Source organism: Williamsia deligens (genome assembly GCF_024171765.1).
GTDB lineage: Bacteria > Actinomycetota > Actinomycetes > Mycobacteriales > Mycobacteriaceae > Williamsia_A > Williamsia_A deligens.
The window spans coordinates 2,064,602-2,080,235 of sequence record NZ_JAMTCI010000001.1; the positions used below are offsets into that span (position 1 = coordinate 2,064,602).

General features: G+C 70.7%; 16 protein-coding genes. 10 read left to right on the forward strand and 6 right to left on the reverse strand.

The genetic code is table 11. From position 1 onward, the window contains the following. Nucleotides 1-7 precede the first annotated feature (7 nt). Nucleotides 8-1,168: an FAD-binding oxidoreductase gene (locus LX14_RS09730; protein WP_253647013.1), complete on the reverse strand. Its 1,161-nt coding sequence runs from the start codon at nucleotides 1,166-1,168 to the stop codon at nucleotides 8-10. Between the two features lie 132 nt (nucleotides 1,169-1,300). Here LX14_RS09730 and LX14_RS09735 point away from each other — a divergent pair, with 132 nt between their 5' ends. From LX14_RS09735 to LX14_RS09750, 4 genes are all read left to right on the forward strand, one after another. Further along, complete coding sequence (locus LX14_RS09735; RefSeq protein WP_253647014.1) at nucleotides 1,301-2,719, forward strand: LLM class flavin-dependent oxidoreductase; 1,419 nt, start codon at nucleotides 1,301-1,303, stop codon at nucleotides 2,717-2,719. 29 nt (nucleotides 2,720-2,748) lie between these two features. Beyond that, nucleotides 2,749-4,983, forward strand: coding sequence for a glycoside hydrolase family 3 C-terminal domain-containing protein (locus LX14_RS09740; RefSeq protein WP_253647015.1), 2,235 nt, complete (start codon nucleotides 2,749-2,751; stop codon nucleotides 4,981-4,983). An 84-nt stretch (nucleotides 4,984-5,067) separates the two neighbouring features. Then, complete coding sequence (locus tag LX14_RS09745) at nucleotides 5,068-5,952, forward strand: SDR family oxidoreductase (RefSeq protein WP_253647959.1); 885 nt, start codon at nucleotides 5,068-5,070, stop codon at nucleotides 5,950-5,952. After that, the gene (locus tag LX14_RS09750) at nucleotides 5,949-6,785 is read left to right on the forward strand and encodes a PaaI family thioesterase (RefSeq protein WP_253647016.1); all 837 of its coding nucleotides are present in this window, start codon (nucleotides 5,949-5,951) and stop codon (nucleotides 6,783-6,785) included. Before LX14_RS09745 ends, LX14_RS09750 begins: the two co-directional genes overlap by 4 nt. Nucleotides 6,786-6,789: 4 nt before the next feature. On the opposite strand, the gene LX14_RS09755 is transcribed toward LX14_RS09750, so the two are convergent. Both LX14_RS09755 and LX14_RS09760 read right to left on the reverse strand, forming a co-directional pair. Next, nucleotides 6,790-7,548, reverse strand: a complete 759-nt coding sequence (locus tag LX14_RS09755) for a MerR family transcriptional regulator (RefSeq protein ID WP_253647017.1) — start codon at nucleotides 7,546-7,548, stop codon at nucleotides 6,790-6,792. Between the two features lie 81 nt (nucleotides 7,549-7,629). Next, nucleotides 7,630-8,052, reverse strand: coding sequence for a DUF732 domain-containing protein (locus tag LX14_RS09760; protein ID WP_253647018.1), 423 nt, complete (start codon nucleotides 8,050-8,052; stop codon nucleotides 7,630-7,632). A gap of 211 nt (nucleotides 8,053-8,263) precedes the next feature. On the opposite strand from LX14_RS09760, the gene LX14_RS09765 reads away from it, so the two are divergent. Both LX14_RS09765 and LX14_RS09770 read left to right on the forward strand, forming a co-directional pair. Continuing rightward, complete coding sequence (locus tag LX14_RS09765; protein ID WP_253647019.1) at nucleotides 8,264-8,671, forward strand: YciI family protein; 408 nt, start codon at nucleotides 8,264-8,266, stop codon at nucleotides 8,669-8,671. Between the two features lie 9 nt (nucleotides 8,672-8,680). Next, nucleotides 8,681-9,835, forward strand: a complete 1,155-nt coding sequence (locus tag LX14_RS09770; RefSeq protein ID WP_253647020.1) for an RNA polymerase sigma factor — start codon at nucleotides 8,681-8,683, stop codon at nucleotides 9,833-9,835. Between the two features lie 12 nt (nucleotides 9,836-9,847). Here the strand turns inward: LX14_RS09770 and LX14_RS09775 are convergent, their stop codons facing one another. Beyond that, the gene (locus tag LX14_RS09775; protein WP_253647021.1) at nucleotides 9,848-10,678 is read right to left on the reverse strand and encodes a helix-turn-helix domain-containing protein; all 831 of its coding nucleotides are present in this window, start codon (nucleotides 10,676-10,678) and stop codon (nucleotides 9,848-9,850) included. Between the two features lie 82 nt (nucleotides 10,679-10,760). Between LX14_RS09775 and LX14_RS09780 the strand changes: the two genes are divergently transcribed. Then, nucleotides 10,761-11,441, forward strand: coding sequence for an SDR family NAD(P)-dependent oxidoreductase (locus LX14_RS09780; RefSeq protein WP_253647022.1), 681 nt, complete (start codon nucleotides 10,761-10,763; stop codon nucleotides 11,439-11,441). Nucleotides 11,442-11,451: 10 nt separating this feature from the next. On the opposite strand, the gene LX14_RS09785 is transcribed toward LX14_RS09780, so the two are convergent. Next, nucleotides 11,452-12,159: a DUF1345 domain-containing protein gene (locus LX14_RS09785; protein WP_253647023.1), complete on the reverse strand. Its 708-nt coding sequence runs from the start codon at nucleotides 12,157-12,159 to the stop codon at nucleotides 11,452-11,454. A 108-nt stretch (nucleotides 12,160-12,267) separates the two neighbouring features. On the opposite strand from LX14_RS09785, the gene LX14_RS09790 reads away from it, so the two are divergent. Continuing rightward, nucleotides 12,268-12,846, forward strand: a complete 579-nt coding sequence (locus LX14_RS09790) for a DinB family protein (protein WP_253647024.1) — start codon at nucleotides 12,268-12,270, stop codon at nucleotides 12,844-12,846. A gap of 88 nt (nucleotides 12,847-12,934) precedes the next feature. Then, on the forward strand, nucleotides 12,935-14,407 hold the full coding sequence (locus LX14_RS09795) for an MFS transporter (protein WP_253647025.1): 1,473 nt from the start codon (nucleotides 12,935-12,937) through the stop codon (nucleotides 14,405-14,407). Between the two features lie 3 nt (nucleotides 14,408-14,410). Here the strand turns inward: LX14_RS09795 and LX14_RS09800 are convergent, their stop codons facing one another. Continuing rightward, nucleotides 14,411-15,004 (reverse strand): hypothetical protein, encoded by a 594-nt coding sequence (locus LX14_RS09800; RefSeq protein WP_253647026.1) that lies wholly within the window; start codon nucleotides 15,002-15,004, stop codon nucleotides 14,411-14,413. A gap of 182 nt (nucleotides 15,005-15,186) precedes the next feature. Here LX14_RS09800 and LX14_RS09805 point away from each other — a divergent pair, with 182 nt between their 5' ends. Continuing rightward, nucleotides 15,187-15,630, forward strand: coding sequence for a YfbM family protein (locus LX14_RS09805; protein WP_253647027.1), 444 nt, complete (start codon nucleotides 15,187-15,189; stop codon nucleotides 15,628-15,630). Nucleotides 15,631-15,634: the final 4 nt, after the last annotated feature.

Here is a 15,634-nt window from a genome sequence, read left to right on the forward strand (position 1 = left end):
AGAGCCCTCAGACCGGGTCGTGGTCGATGTCGCGGTCCGGGACGCCGGCGACGACGAGAGCGCGTCGGGTCGCCTCGATCATCGACGACGACCCCGCCACCAGCACCTGACGTCCCGACCAGTCGCCGGAGTCGACGACGACGTCGGCCACCCGTCCGATCCGGTGGTCGACACCCGGCACCGACAGGTCCACGGTGCTCGTCAGCCACCACGGGTCGGTCTCGGTCTCCGACACCACCGTCACCGACAGCCACGGGTTCACCCCGGCCAGGCCGGTGAGGCTGAGCGCGTCGTACAACTCGCCCGGGTACCGGGTACCCCAGAACAGGTGGGTGGGGCAGGTGTCGGCCCGCTGGGCCATCTGCACCAGCAGCGCGCGCAGCGGCGCGATCCCCGTCCCGCCCGCGACCATCAGCGTCTCGCGGCCCGGCATGGGCGCGAGGGTCCCGTGGCCCTGCGCGAGTGTCCACACGTCACCGACCGCGGTCTCGCCGACGATCGACGCGCTGACGCTCCCGCCGGGCACGGATCGGACGTGGAACTCGAGGTGGCCGTTGGGGTTCGGGGGGAGCGCGGGGGACAGGTGTCGCCACACGCGCGGCCACTGCGGCACCGACACCTCGACGTACTGGCCCGCGGCGAAGGCGTCGAGGAAGTGCTCGCGATCGTCGGCGACGAGGCGGACGACGGCCAGATCCCGCGTGAGTCGGTGTTTCTTCACCACCCGCGCCTGCCACGTCGCCGGGCCGGGGGCGGTCTGCGCCGCACCCCGCATGACGCCGGTGACGAGCGACATCGACTGCGTCGTGACCGCGGCGATGTCGTCGTCGAGATCGGGGCCGGTGGTGGCGGCCAGATGGTCCACGAGGGTGCGGCAGAAGACGTCGTAGTGCGCGCCGGTGACACCGAACTTGCGGTGATCGCGCCCGAGCTGGGACAGCGTGTCGATGAGCTGGGTGTGGGTCGCGGTGTCCGGCAACGACGTCAGCACGTGGTCGAGGACGCCGACGAGCGCCTCGCGCTGGTGGGCCATCGAGAGGGGGAACAGGTCGCGCAGATCGGGGTCGGCCGCGAACAGTCGTGTGTAGAAGTCGTGGGCGAACCGGTCGGGGTCGGCGCGGACGGCGTCGCGGACCGTCAACAACCCATGGCGCGCATGACTACCCATCGATGACCAGACCTCCTCGGGGCACCACGGTAGGCGACCACGGTCACGGGCCCGCACACGCGGGCCGCACGGTTTGCCTCAGCGTGGGCGCAACCGTCGTCGCCGACGATGTCGTCGGGTTCGGTGGGCAGCATGGCCCGACCCATCCGCTTCAACGCCTTCGACATGAACTGTGTCGCCCACCAGTCGCCGGGGCTCTGGCGTCACCCCGACGACAGGTCGGCCGACTACACCACCATCGACTACTGGGTGGAGCTCGCCCGGCTGCTGGAGACGGGCGGGTTCGACGGCCTCTTCATCGCCGACGTGCTCGGCACCTATGACGTCTACGCCGGTGACGACACCGCGGCGATCCGCCAGGGCGCGCAGACGCCGGTGAACGATCCGCTGCTGCTGGTCTCGGCCATGGCGTACGCGACCGAGCATCTCGGTTTCGGCATCACCACCGGCACCGGGTTCGAGCATCCGGTCCCGTTCGCGCGACGGATGTCGACGCTCGACCACCTCACGAAGGGGCGGATCGGCTGGAACGTCGTCACCGGGTATCTGCCGTCGGCGGCGCGGAACCTGGGCGAGACCGACCAACTCGCGCACGACGCCCGCTACGACCACGCTGACGAGTACCTCGAGGTCCTCTACAAGCTGTGGGAGGGATCGTGGGAGGACGACGCGGTCCGTCGCGACCGTGAGGCGGGCGTCTACGCCGACCCGGCGAAGGTCCACCACATCGGCCACCGGGGTGAGCACTACTCGGTGCCCGGCATCCACGTGTCGGAGCCGTCGCCGCAGCGCTCGCCGGTCATCTACCAGGCCGGTGCCTCGCCGCGCGGAATGGCGTTCGCGGCGGGCAACGCCGAGGCGATCTTCGTCGCCGCACCGACCAAGGAGATCCTGCGATCGGTCGTCGGGAAGATCCGCGCCGAGCTCGTCGCGGCCGGCCGCGGTGCACACGACGCGCGGATCTACACGTTGCTGACGATCATCACCGACGCGACCGAGGAGGCCGCCCAGGCCAAGGCGGCGCAGTACCGCGAGTACGCCAGCGCCGAGGGGTCGCTGGTGTTCATGTCGGGGTGGATGGGCATCGACCTGTCCGCCTACGACCTCGACGAGCCGATCGGGAACGTGGAGTCCAACGCCATCCAGTCGGCGGTCGCGGCGTTCTCCCAGGCCGACCCGGACGGCAAGGAGTGGACCGTCCGCGACATCGCCGCCTGGGGCGGGATCGGTGGGATGGGCCCGGTCCTCGTCGGGTCGGGCGAGTCGATCGCGCGACAGCTCGAGGAATGGGTCGCCGAGACCGACGTCGACGGGTTCAACCTCGCCTACGCCGTCACGCCCGGCACGTTCGCCGACGTCGTCGAGCACGTGATCCCCGAGCTCGAGAAGCGCGGCAGCTACGAGCGCGAGTACACGCCGGGCACGCTGCGCCACAAGCTGTTCGGACGGGGTGATCGACTGCCCGACAACCATCGCGGCGCCGACTACCGGGTCGGTGGGGCGAAGTCGACGATCGACGACTCCATCCGCGAGGGCGTCACCACCGCCTGAGGCGTCGGCCGCGTCCGTAGCCTCGTGCCATGGCCGAGAAGGGGCGCGAACCGGAGGACGGACTGTCGATCGCGGAGAGGACGACGCTCACGCGCGGCGCCGACTTCTGGTCCACCGAGGCTGTCGGTGGCGTGCCGTCGCTGGTGCTCACCGACGGCCCGCACGGCGTCCGCAAGCAGACCGGTGCGAGCGATCATCTCGGGTTGGCCGACTCCGAACCCGCGACCTGCTTCCCGCCGGCCGTCGGGCTCGCACAGAGCTGGGACCGCGATCTCGTCGAGAGGGTCGGGGTCGCGCTGGGTCGGGAGGCACGCGCCCTCGGCGTCGACGTACTCCTGGGTCCCGGCATCAACATCAAGCGTGATCCCCGCGGCGGCCGATCGTTCGAGTACTACTCCGAGGACCCGCTGCTCAGCGGGGTCCTCGGTGCCGCCTGGGTGACCGGGGTGCAGTCGGTGGGCGTGGGCACGTCGCTGAAGCACTTCGCGCTGAACAACGCCGAGACCGACCGCATGCGGTCCAGCTCCGATGTCGACGCGCGACCGATGCGGGAGATCTATCTCCGCGCGTTCGACCACGTCGTGCGGGTCGCCCGACCGTGGACGGTCATGTGTTCCTACAACCGCATCAACGGCGTCCACGCCGCCGAGAACAGATGGCTGCTCACCGAACTGCTGCGCGACGAATGGGGTTTCGACGGCCTCGTCGTCAGCGACTGGGGTGCCGTCCGGGATCGCGTCGCCGCCGTGCGTGCGGGTCTGGACCTGACCATGCCGGGTGACGGCGGAACGGGAGACGCCGCGGTGATCGCGGCGCTCGAGTCCGGCGTTCTCGACGAGTCGTCTCTCGACCGGGCCGCATCGGCCATGGCGACACTCGCTGACCGCACGCGGGCCGGGCACGACGAGGCGATCACGGTCGACCACGACACCCACCACCGACTGGCCCGCGAGGTCGCCGGCCGCTGCGTCGTGCTGCTCAAGAACGACCGACACGTCGACGAGAAGCCGCTGCTGCCGTTGACACCTGGCACCCGGATCGCTGTCATCGGCGAGTTCGCGCAGGCCCCGCGGTACCAGGGCGGCGGGAGCTCGCACGTGAACGCCACCCGCGTCGACATCCCCATCGACGAGATCCGGGCCTTCGCCGGGGACGGGATCGTCACCAGCGCCAGGGGTTTCACCACCGACGGATCCGACGACGCCGCGGCACTGCGGGCGACCGCCGTCGCTGCGGCCGCCGACGCGGACGTCGCCGTCCTGTTCCTCGGACTGGGTGAGCGTCAGGAGTCCGAGGGCTTCGATCGCACCGACATCGAGCTCCCCGCCGACCAGCTCGAACTCGCCGCGGCCGTCGTCGACGCCCAACCGCGGACGGTCGTGGTGCTCTCGCACGGCGGCGTCGTGCGGTTGGCGCCGATCGTCGACGCGGTGCCCGCCATCGTCGACGGCGGCCTGCTGGGACAGGCGGGCGGCGGTGCGCTCGCCGATGTGCTGTTCGGTGTCGTGAACCCGTCCGGGCGTCTGGCGGAGACGGTGCCGGTGCGGCTCGCCGACTGCCCGTCGTTCCTCGACTTCCCCGGCGAGCACTCGCACGTCCGGTACGGGGAGGGCATCTTCGTCGGGTACCGCGGATTCGACGCCCGGGGTCTACCCGTGACGTTCCCGTTCGGACACGGGTTGTCCTACACCGATTTCGCGTACTCGGACCTGTCGGTGGACGTCGACGACGGCGGTCTGCGTGTCGCGGTGACCGTGACCAACACCGGTGCCGTGACCGGCCGCGAGGTCGTGCAGGTCTACACGGCGCGCACCGGCTCGGCCGTCGTCCGGCCCCCGCGGGAGCTCGCCGCGTTCGCCGTCACCGACGACCTGGTCCCGGACGCGACGCAGCGCGTGTCGGTGACCGTCCCGCGATCGCAGTTGGCCCACTGGGACGTCCGGATCGACGCGTGGGTGGTCGAGGGCGGACCCCGGGACGTCGAGGTCGGCGCCTCGAGTCGCGACATCCGCCTCGAGGCGTCGGTGGAGATCGCCGGCGACGAGGTCGACCTCCCGCTCACCTGGCAGTCCACGCTCGCCGAGGCGATCGCCGACCCCGCCGTCGCCGAGGCACTCGCGTCGTCGATGCCCGAGGGCGCGGGAGACATGGCCGGATCCGACCTGCTCACCCTCGTGGGGTCGATGCCGCTCGACCGGCTGCGGAACTTCGGGCTCGCATCCCCCGCTCTCGTCGACCTCCTGGGAGACCCCGACGACGTCTGAGGCCGCCGACGCCGCGGTACCGTGAGCCCGACCAAGCGCTCGGTCAACCGGTGGCCGCGCATGTCGAGCAGATCGGAGACCCGGATGGGGACGTTCGCGGTGACCGGCAGTGCGTCGGGCATGGGTGCGGCGGTCACGGCGCGACTGACCGCGGACGGCCATCGCGTGGTCGGTGTCGACCGGAAGGCGGCCGACGTGGTCGCGGATCTGTCGACGGCGGCGGGTCGGGCCGATGCGACACGGGAGGTGCTCGACCGTGTCGACGGTCACCTCGACGGCGCCGTCATGGCGGCGGGGCTGGGACCCACGCCGGGTGGGGAACGCCTGGTCGCGACGGTGAACGTCCTCGGTGTCATCGAGCTGTTGACGGGTTGGCGACCGGCGCTCGAGGCCGCGGGCGGCAAGGCCGTCGTCCTCGGCTCCAACTCGTCGACCACCACGCCACTCGTCCCGAGAGTCGCGGTGCGGCGACTCATCGCCGGTGACGTCGACGGCGCGGTGCGCGTGCTGCGCAGGTTCGGGCCGGCGTCCCCGGCGTTCACCTACGCGGCGTCGAAGATCGCCGTCACGCGCTGGGCCCGCCGGACCGCGGTCACCCCCTCCTGGGCGGGCGCCGGCGTCAACCTCAACATCCTGGCGCCGGGGGCCGTGATGACCCCACTCCTGCGATCGCAACTGGAGGGCCGCAACGCCGGCCAGGTACGGCAGTTCCCGATCCCGACCCGGCACTACGGCACCCCGGAGACCATGGCCGCCTGGATCGCGATGATGCTCGGCCCGGCCGCGGTCGACATGGCAGGGAGCATGGTCGTCGTCGACGGCGGGACCGACGCGCACTTCCGGTCCGAGCACTGGCCCGCGCCCGTCCCGCTGCGAGCGCTGGCGCGATACGGGGTGCGGTTCCTGCGTCACGATGCGCACGTGCGGCCGGAGGAGGACCCCCGCGAGGTCGATACCATCACGCGATGACGACCGTCCCCACCTGGGTGAGCATCGCCGAGCAGTTCCACGATCCTGCGGAGACCCGCTTCGAGCTGTCGCCGGCACCCGATGCCTCCTCGTCGGAGAAGCTGGTCATGCAGATGCCGATCGGTCGGTGGCGTAACCCGGCGACCGGCGCGGTCAGCGCCGGACTGTTGGCGATGCTCGTCGACTCGGCCGGCGGGACCGCCGACTTCCTGGCGTTCGGCGGCGATCGCGCGACCGTGACCAGCGAGCTGTCCGTCGACCTCGTCGCGCCGCTGCCGTCGACGGCCGATGTCGCCACGTCGAGCGGACGCACCGTGGCCGTGGACGCGGCGACGGCGATGGCCTCCAGCACGATCGCGGTCGACGGAGCCGTCGTCGGGTACGGGACGGTTCGGACCATGCCCGTCCCCGGTGCCGCGACGCCCCTGGGCGCGATGCCCGCCGACGGCCTGTCGGGAGGGGAGCGCGACGACCTCTCGCTGATGCTGGGGCTCGGTGCATCCATCGATGACGTGACCGATGGCGAGTCGGTCGTGGCGCTCCCGGATCCGTGCCTGCAGAACGGCATCGGGATCGTCCACGGCGGGATCATCGTCGCCGCAGCGGAGACCGTGGCGTCGGTGACCATGAACCGCGGTCGCACGGCACCGCTGTCGACCGGTGCGATCCGTGCGAACTATCTGCGGCCCATGGCCACCGGGGGCGACGCCCGCTATGAGGCTCGGATCGTGCGTGCCGGTCGGGGGACGGCCGTCGTCGACGTGACCGCCGTCAGCGCCGACGGCAAGACCGCCGCCGTCGTCCGCGTCACGGGGTACGCCGTCGGGGCCTGACCGGTCAGGACCGGTGCTCGTAGGCGGCGCCGATGAACTCCATCTGCTCCTTCGACGGGCCGGCGAACATCGGTTCGGCCGACGGGTCGGCCTGCAGTTCGGCGTTGTCGTGCGCCACCGTGTACAGCGACTCCCTGAGCCCTGGGTCGTTGCCGTGGAACTCCTCCAGCAGCCCCATCCACTCGACGGCGAGCGCCACCGCCCGGGGTGACGCCGGGTCGACACCCTCCGCGATCGCGGCATCGACCTCCGCGATCAGACCCGGCCACCGGCTCTCCACCTGCGCGATCCGCTCGTCGCCGACCGTCTCGCGTCGCCTGTGCAGCGCACCGAGCTGGTCGGCGTCGAAGTAGCGGCTCATCGTCTCGTCCATCGTCATCACCTCTCTGATCACGTCGAGGAGATCCGACGACGACCCGCGGGCGTCCCGCACCGACGCGAGACCGATCGCGATGCGTGACCGCACGGCCTGCAGCGCAGCGATCTGCTCTGCGACCGCGCGGTCGTGCTCGGCGAGCGTCGACGCCACCGACGACGCGTCGTCCAGGACGTCGGCGATCCGATCGAGCGGCAGCCCGAGCGACCGCAGTGCGATCACCCGGTAGAGCCGCTGCACGTCGGACTCGTCGTACAGCCGGTACCCGGCCGACGTCCGACCCGACGGACGCACCAGTCCGAGCTCGTCGTAGTGGTGCAGCGCCCGCACCGTGAGACCGGTCAGCTCGGCCAGGCAGCCCACCCGATATGTCTCACCCGCGGTCATCTCGGTATCTCCTCACCCGGCGCACCGTGCGCCGGTGACACCGATCGTGGAGTCGCACGCAGCGTGAGGGTCAAGCGGAGATCAGTAGATGAGTTTGCCGACCTCGGTGGGGCAGTAGGCGGTGACCGCGGCGCGGACGAAGCCCTTCGCCTTCGAGTCGTCGCCGTTGTACTTGTCCTTGACGTCGTTGCCGGCGTCGGCCGCACTCTTGCCGTCGCCGAGGCTCGAGCAGACGTCGCGAGCCTCGGACTTCATGTCGTCGTCGCTGCCGAACTTGAGGTTGCCGACACCGAGCGCACCGATGAAGGCGGCGTCCCGCGCGCCCGATGCGGCGCCACCCACGGCGTCCGCGGCGCTCGAGGCCGCGCTGCCGATCGAGTCCGCGCCGCGCGACGCGGACTCGGCACCGCCCCCGGAGGCGTTCGGGGTGTTCGAGTCGGAGTCGGAGCATCCGGCCAGGACCAGTGCCCCCGCTGCGATCGCCGCAAATACCAGCTTCTTCATGCCGCCCTCTTCCTGCACCGCCGACGCCGGTCGTCGAGCGTGTCCAGTATGGCCGGTGCGCAGGGGCTGCCGGACCGACATCGCACATCGCTCGTCGACGCGAAGGATCGTCGAGAAAGAATGTCGTCGACGATGTCGAGAACCGTGCGACGGTGACGTCCCAGGGGTGCGAGCGACGCATCGGCGTCGCGACGAACGCGAGGAGAGAACCGTGAAGTACCTGATACTGAAGCACTACCGCGGCGGCCCCACCCCGGCGACCGGCTGTGAGCCGATGGACCGGTGGACGCCCGACGAGGTCGACGCCCACATGCAGTACATGAACGATTTCGCCGACAAGCTGAAGGGCACCGGGGAGTTCGTCGACGCCCAGGCGCTCTCGCCCGAGGGGACGTTCGTCCGCTACGACGGGCCGGGCCGTCCGCCCGTCACCGACGGGCCGTTCGCCGAGACCAAGGACCTCATCGCGGGGTGGATGGCGATCGACGTCGACTCCCACGAGCGCGCGCTGGAGCTCGCGGCGGAGCTGTCCGCGGCCCCCGGCGCCGGGGGCGAACCGATCCACGAGTGGCTCGAACTCCGGCCGTTCCTGGAGAACCCGTCGCGCATCGAGGACTGACGCGATCCGATGTCCTGGGGTGACACCGTCGGGGACGACGAGCTGCGGGCGCTGGTCCCTGCGGTGATCGGCGTCCTCGTCCGACGCGGAGCAGATTTCGCGTCGGCCGAGGACGCCGTGCAGGAGGCGTTGGTGTCGGCGATCGCGACCTGGCCGCACGACCCGCCACGGGATCCGCGGGCATGGCTGACGACGGTCGCGTGGCGCGCCTTCCTCGACCTCGTCCGATCGGAGTCGGCCCGTCGTCGTCGCGAGGACGTGGTGGCCGCCGAACCGGAGCCGGGCCCCGCCGCCGACTCCGACGACTCGCTGCAGATGTTCCTGCTCTGCGCGCACCCCGACCTCGCGCCGGCGTCGGCGGTCGCGCTCACGCTGCGCGCCGTCGGCGGGCTCACCACCCGTCAGATCGCGGAGGCGTACATGGTGCCGGAATCGACCATGGCGCAACGCATCAGTCGGGCGAAGAAGACGATCGCCGGGATCCGTCTCGACGGCCGGTCGAACCTCGCGACCGTGCTGCGGGTGCTCTACCTCGTCTTCAACGAGGGGTACGGCGGTGACGTCGACCTGGCCGCGGAGTCCATCCGACTCACGCGGTCGCTGGCGACGATGTCCGACGACCCCGAGGTGGCGGGCCTGCTCGCCCTGATGCTCCTGCACCACGCACGTCGTGCCTCTCGGACGGGGCCATCGGGCCGATTGATCCCGTTGGCGCAGCAGGATCGGTCGCGGTGGGACACCGTGCTCATCGCCGAGGGTGTCACCGTCCTGCAGGCCGCGCTGGCACAGGATCGGTTGGGGGAGTACCAGGTCCAGGCCGCCATCGCCGCGTTGCACGCCGACGCCCCCAGCACCGACGAGACCGACTGGGTGCAGATCGTCGAGTGGTACGACGAACTCGTCGCACTCACCGACAGTCCGGTGGCCCGGCTGAACAGGGCGGTCGCCGTCGGTGAGGCCGACGGTCCCCGGGCGGGCCTCGCCGCCCTCGCCGGGCTCGACCCCGAGTTGCCCAGGTACACAGCCGCGCTCGCGCACCTCACCGAGCGGTCGGGTGATCTCGTCGGTGCCGGCGACCTGTACGCGGCCGCCGCGGAGAAGGCCACGTCGACGGCCGAACGCGACCACCTCGTCCGCGAGGCCGCCCGGGTGCGTTCTCGCTGACGGGCTCGGCGGTCAGGCGAGCGTCTGCAGGCCGACCACCCGCAGCAGGTCGACCTTGCGGGAGTCCTCGCTGTCCGGTGCCGTCGTGTACACCACGATGCGCAGGTCGGTGCCGGGTGCGGTGAGGACGTCGCAGTCGACGAGGATCGGTCCCGCCGGGGTGATGGCCGTCTTCCGGCTCGACTTGTGCTCGGCCACATGTACCTGCCCCCATCGCCGGTCGAAGTCGTCACTGGCCGAACGCAACCGGCGGATGAGGTCGTCGAGTCGGGCGTCGGCGGGGTAGCGCATGCGCGCGGTCCGCAGATCGGCCGCGAGGTCGTCGCTGAACTCCTCGCGGTGGTCGTCGTCGTACCGGATGGCCGCGTACTCACCGACGAAGTGTTGCCAGGCGACATTGCGTTCGAGGCTCTTGCGTGCCGACGGGTCCCCGGTCATCGCCGCCCACAGGGGATTCCACAGCAGGATGTCCCAGGCCGCGGTGAAGACGGCCAGCGGTACATCGCCCAGGCGGTCGACGATGCGCGCGACGCCCGGCGTGATGTGCGTCGAGATGGTCTGTGCTGTGGGAACGGCGAGACCCGCGGCGCGGTACAGCGCGTCGCGTTCGGTCTCCCTGAGGCGGAGGGCGCGGGCCAGGGCCGCAACCATCTGTCCGGACGGGTGCGTGGACCGACCCTGCTCGAGACGGACGATGTAGTCGACGCTGACATCGGCCAGGGCGGCCAGCTCCTCCCGCCGGAGGCCGGGTGCACGCCGGTTCAGTCCTGCGGGGAGACCCACGTGCTCGGGCCGGACACGATCCCGCCACGCCCTCAACATCACCGACAGTTCGTCCACCATCCCATGGTGCACCGCGGGCGACGCACGACGGTGGTAACGCCAGTACCTGGTCCGTCCGCGGATCCCGGTGCACCGTGGACCCATGACAACGACATTGATCACGGGGGCCGGCAAGGGACTCGGCCTCGAGACCGCCCGGCGCCTCATCGAGCTGGGCCACACCGTCGTCGCGGGTGTCCGTGACACATCCCGGGCGGACGCCGTCCGTTCCCTGGGCGCCCAGGTCGTCCGACTCGACGTCACCGACGACGCCTCGGTGCAGGCCGCGATGGGCGAACTCCCCCAGCTCGACGTCCTGATCAACAACGCGGGCATCATCGGTACCGCGTTCGGCGTCGACGATCTGGACGTCGCTGCTCTCGCGACGACCTTCGAGACGAACGTCCACGGCGTCGTCCGCATCACGCAGGCGGCCTTGCCCCTGCTGCGCGCGTCGGCCTCGCCGGTGATCGTCAACGTGGCGTCCGGGGTCGGGTGGCCGCGGTTCCTCCTCGACCCCGATCGCGTCGAGTTCCCGGTGCAGGCGGTGCCGTACGCGGCGTCGAAAGCCGCCGTCATCACCCTGACCGTGCAGTACGCGAAGGGTCTGCCGGACATGCGCGTCAACGCCGCCGATCCCGGCTACACCGCCACCGACCTGAACGGGAACTCGGGACACCAGACCGTCACCGAGGGCACCGACGCCATCGTCGCGCTCGCGACCATCGGTCCCGACGGCCCGACCGGGGAGTTCCACGACCGCACGGGTCGCATCGCCTACTGACGGGCCGCGCTCAACTGAGGATGTTGATCGCCCGCGCCAACACCATCGAGACGGTCGCCAACGCGATCACCGACTGCGCCATCATCGCGAGCTTCGCCCACCGGGTCATCGGCATCGTGTCGGTGGGGCTGAACGCGGTCGCGTTCGTGAAGGACACGTAGAGGTAGTCGGCGAAGCGCGGCTCCCAGTCGGGTGGCGACATGTCGGGCGCGGTCATCTGGGGGAACAGGAAATCGGGGTGCTCCCGGATCCCCGCGGCGCGGGCGGCGGGTCCGCCGCGGTCGAGGTCCCAGTACCAGAGGCCGAACACGATGATGTTCGTCAGATAGATCGCCGCCCCGGTGGCCAAGAGCTCCGGCGCCTTGGCGTGGTGCGACGACGAGACGATGTCCACGACCAGGCGCACCGCGGAGTACGCGTTGGCCAGGCTCGCCACGGCGATCAACGTCAGGCTTGCCGCCCGGATCGGTCGCGACCGTCGCTCGAATCTCAGTGGGTTGGAGATGACCAGCGTGACGAAAAGGGCGGCCTCGATCGCCGGGAGCAGCCACCGCGACGAGAGGTTCAACCGCTCCGGCAGGGCCAGCTGGAGGGCGATGACCGCGACGACCGCGACCGCGGCGGCCCATCGCGGTTCGCCCGCGGTGATCCGCCGCCACGCGGGCAGCGCGTCGTTCTCCAGTCGGTGGGGCAGCGAGGCGTCCTGATGGTCGTGCACGAGGCGATTGTGCCCGGGAATCCTCACCGGGCCCGGCGATCGCGGACCGATCCTGTCCGGAATGCCCGAGAGGATCGGTATGTCACCGACACCCACCCAGGAGGACACATGACCACCGCCAACGCCACCACCGCCACCGTCGACGACGAGCGTGGTGAGCTGCTCGCCGAGCTGGCCCTCGTCCGCGAGTTCCTCATCGGGACCACCGACGGTCTCACCGACGAACAGCTCGGGACGCGTCCCACCGCCAGCGCCCTGTGTCTGGGTGGGCTGATCAAGCACGTCGCGTCGACGGAGGCCGCGTGGGGACGCTTCATCACCGACGGGACGTCGGCGATGGCGACGGAGCTGCCCGAGGGGGTCACCTGGCAGGACATCTTCGCCGGCACGGCGCACACCTGGCCGCAGTGGGCGATCGACCGTCAGAACGAGTTCCAGATGCTGCCCGGGGACACGCGGGAGTCGATCGTCGAGCAGTACCGGACCGTGGCGTCGCGGACCGAGGAGATCATCCACGGGGTCACCGACCTCACCCGCACGACGCCGCTGCCCGAGGCCCCATGGAACACGCCGGGCGCCGCACACAGCGTGCGTCGCGTGCTGATCCACCTCGTCGCCGAGACGGCGCAGCACACCGGTCACGCCGAGATCATCCGCGAGAGCATCGACGGCCGCACCACCATGTGAGCGGGCGGTCGGCGGACGAGGCGGGGCCGACTGGACGACCCGGCCAGTTCCGGGAAGCCCGGACCGGACATCGGTGTTGCACCCCTCCGTGACCACTCACCCCGCCGCCCCCGCCACGGACGTGTTCGAACCCGACCCGAAGCGGTGGACGGCGTTGGCGGTGTGTCTCGTCGTCGGTTTCATGACCCTGCTCGACGTGTCCATCGTCAACGTCGCGCTGCCGTCCATCGAGAAGGGCATCGGCGCGTCGTCGGCCGACCTGTCGTGGGTGGTGTCGGGGTATGCGCTGGCGTTCGGACTGTTCCTCGTCCCGGCGGGGCGGATCGGCGACGCCCGCGGGCGCAAGGTGACGTTCATCGTCGGGCTCGTGCTGTTCGTCGTCGCATCCGCCGCGTGTGGTCTGGCGACCGGACCGCTGACGCTGGTCGTCGCCCGACTCATCCAGGGTGTGGCGGGCGGGATCCTCAGCCCGCAGGTGTCCGGGCTCATCCAGCAGCTGTTCCGCGGCGCCGAGCGCGCGAAGGCGTTCGGGCTGTTCGCCGCGACGATCGGCATCTCGACAGCGGTGGGTCCCCTCCTCGGGGGAGTGCTCATCGAACTCGGCGGCGAGCAGCACGGATGGCGCTACGTGTTCATGGTCAACGTGCCGATCGGCATCATCGCGTTCGTCGCGGCGATCAAGCTGCTGCCGTCCGAGCCGCGCGAGGCCCGACAGCCGTTGCAGTGGTCGTCGTTCGATCCGCTGGGCGTGGTGCTGCTCGGCTTCGGCGTCGTCGCGGTCATGCTGCCGCTGGTGCAGGAGCAGCAGTGGAAGGGCTCGGCGAAGTGGTTGCTGCTCATCGTCGCCGCGGTGTTCCTCGCCGCGTTCGTGCTGTGGGAGCGGCGCCTGGGTCAGCGGGACGAGCAGCAGCTGGTGGACCTGAGCCTCTTCCGGCTGCGGTCCTACTCGCTCGGCTGCGTCATCGGCATGGTCTACTTCGCCGGCTTCACGACGATCTTCTTCATCTACACGCTGTATGTGCAGCAGGGACTGGGGTATTCGGCCCTCGCCGCCGGTCTGGCGGTGACGCCGTTCGCGATCGGGTCGGCGGTGTCGGCACGGATCGGCGGTGCGCTCGTCGGTCGCTTCGGACGCGGGCTCGTCGCCGTCGGTCTTCTGATGGTCGTCGCCGGGATGGTCGGTGCGGTGATCGCGTCGATCGTCGTGCCCGGGAACGGTGTCGGCTGGGCCGCCGCCTTCCCGCTCCTGATCGCCGGTCTGGGTTCGGGTTTCGTCATCTCGCCGAACATCACCCTCACCCTCGACGAGGTCCCGGTGAAGCGCGCGGGGATCGCCGGTGGTGTACTGCAGACCGGTCAGCGCATCGGATCCGCGGCCGGGATCGCCCTCGTCGGCGCGGTGTTCTTCGCCCGTGTCGCCGACAACCCCCGCGACTGGGCGCCGGCGTTCCAGATCGGCATGACGGTCGCCGCGGTCCTCGTCGCCGTCGGACTGATCATCGCGATCGTCGACGCCTCCACCGCGCGCAGTCGCGAGGCGAAGGAGCCCGTCCCGGCGTGATGCTCAGGCGCCGCACTCGGGCGACGGCCCGCCGATGCCGCACCAGATCTGGTCACTGATCTGCGGGCCGATCGGTCCCGTCTGCAGTACCCGGTTCCCGGTCCCGCCCGTCGCATAGCGCGCCGAGAACGACTGTCCCGGCTCGAGTCCCGCTGCCAGTCCCGCGCCGCTCAGGTCCGTGCGTCGGACGAGCGTGACCGTGATCCCGGGCGACGCGGGATCCCACGACACCGCCCAGCGCTCGCCGTCGAGGGCATTCGCACCCATCAGGAGTGACCCGGTGCCGTCTGCGCTGAGGTCCAGCGTGGACTCGTGCCGCTGGAAGTGCCCGACGTACGTCGGCTGCGACGAACGTGTCGCCGTCGCCTGGGCGGTGGTGGTCTCGGTGGTCTGCTCGTCCGTCGTCGTGCCGGGGTCAGTGGTCGTGGTGTCGGCCGTAGGGGTGTCGGTCGTCGACGGGGTCGTCGTGATGGTGACGACGGTCGTGACGGGCGACTGACCACCGGCGGCCTCCGCGCCATCGTCGGAGGACCCGCAGGCGGTGAGTGACGCTGCCGCGACCACCGCGATCGCAGCGGCACTGAGACGGACTTTCATGACGGCTCGTCGGGACTCGGCGACATCCGTACGACTGTTCTGTCGGCGCGAGCGTGGAGCTCGTTACCTGATGTCACGAGTTCATCCACAGATTCGTGCGATCGCTCGACAGGAGGCGGGTTGTGCACAGGCGGCGTCGATCCGGGAGCGGTGATGACGGTCCTGCTCACGACGCTGCGTACATGGGAATCCGCTACTACGCCTATCCGGTGCCTGCCGAGCTCGTCGAGCAGGCCCACGACGACCCCCGCCTGTTCCTCTCGCACGATCCCCTGATGGATGCGTGGGGGCCCCGCGAGGAACGACCGCCGATGCTCTACCTCGACAAGGCGTGGGGGCCGTTGCAGCAGCTCTTCGCCGGACGCCGTGCCCTCGACCTCGTCGCGGGACATGTCCGGTGGATCGGCTACGAGTACGAGCCGTACATCGCCGTCCTCGATCCCGACGAGGTCGCCGCCGTCGCCGACGACCTGCTCCTGGTCGAGGACATCGACGACGACACCGCCGCGTCCCTCGGTCCCCTCGACTGGTCGGCCGACTCGATCAACCACCATCTGACGGAGGCGCGGGCGTTCACGCGCACCCTCGCCGACGCCGATCGTGGCCTCGTCTACCTCATCGGGTGAGGGA

Bases quoted from the DNA above. Each gene is read 5' to 3' on its own strand.
- LX14_RS09760 (WP_253647018.1), bottom strand. From the start codon at position 8,052: ATGAAGAAGCTGGTATTTGCGGCGATCGCAGCGGGGGCACTGGTCCTG.
- LX14_RS09800 (WP_253647026.1), bottom strand. From the start codon at position 15,004: ATGAAAGTCCGTCTCAGTGCCGCTGCGATCGCGGTGGTCGCGGCAGCG.
- LX14_RS09740 (WP_253647015.1), top strand. From the start codon at position 2,749: ATGGCCGAGAAGGGGCGCGAACCGGAGGACGGACTGTCGATCGCGGAG.
- LX14_RS09770 (WP_253647020.1), top strand. From the start codon at position 8,681: ATGTCCTGGGGTGACACCGTCGGGGACGACGAGCTGCGGGCGCTGGTC.
- LX14_RS09755 (WP_253647017.1), bottom strand. From the start codon at position 7,548: ATGACCGCGGGTGAGACATATCGGGTGGGCTGCCTGGCCGAGCTGACC.
- LX14_RS09780 (WP_253647022.1), top strand. From the start codon at position 10,761: ATGACAACGACATTGATCACGGGGGCCGGCAAGGGACTCGGCCTCGAG.
- LX14_RS09775 (WP_253647021.1), bottom strand. From the start codon at position 10,678: ATGGTGGACGAACTGTCGGTGATGTTGAGGGCGTGGCGGGATCGTGTC.
- LX14_RS09735 (WP_253647014.1), top strand. From the start codon at position 1,301: ATGGCCCGACCCATCCGCTTCAACGCCTTCGACATGAACTGTGTCGCC.
- LX14_RS09730 (WP_253647013.1), bottom strand. From the start codon at position 1,168: ATGGGTAGTCATGCGCGCCATGGGTTGTTGACGGTCCGCGACGCCGTC.
- LX14_RS09805 (WP_253647027.1), top strand. From the start codon at position 15,187: ATGGGAATCCGCTACTACGCCTATCCGGTGCCTGCCGAGCTCGTCGAG.
- LX14_RS09750 (WP_253647016.1), top strand. From the start codon at position 5,949: ATGACGACCGTCCCCACCTGGGTGAGCATCGCCGAGCAGTTCCACGAT.
- LX14_RS09790 (WP_253647024.1), top strand. From the start codon at position 12,268: ATGACCACCGCCAACGCCACCACCGCCACCGTCGACGACGAGCGTGGT.
- LX14_RS09745 (WP_253647959.1), top strand. From the start codon at position 5,068: ATGGGGACGTTCGCGGTGACCGGCAGTGCGTCGGGCATGGGTGCGGCG.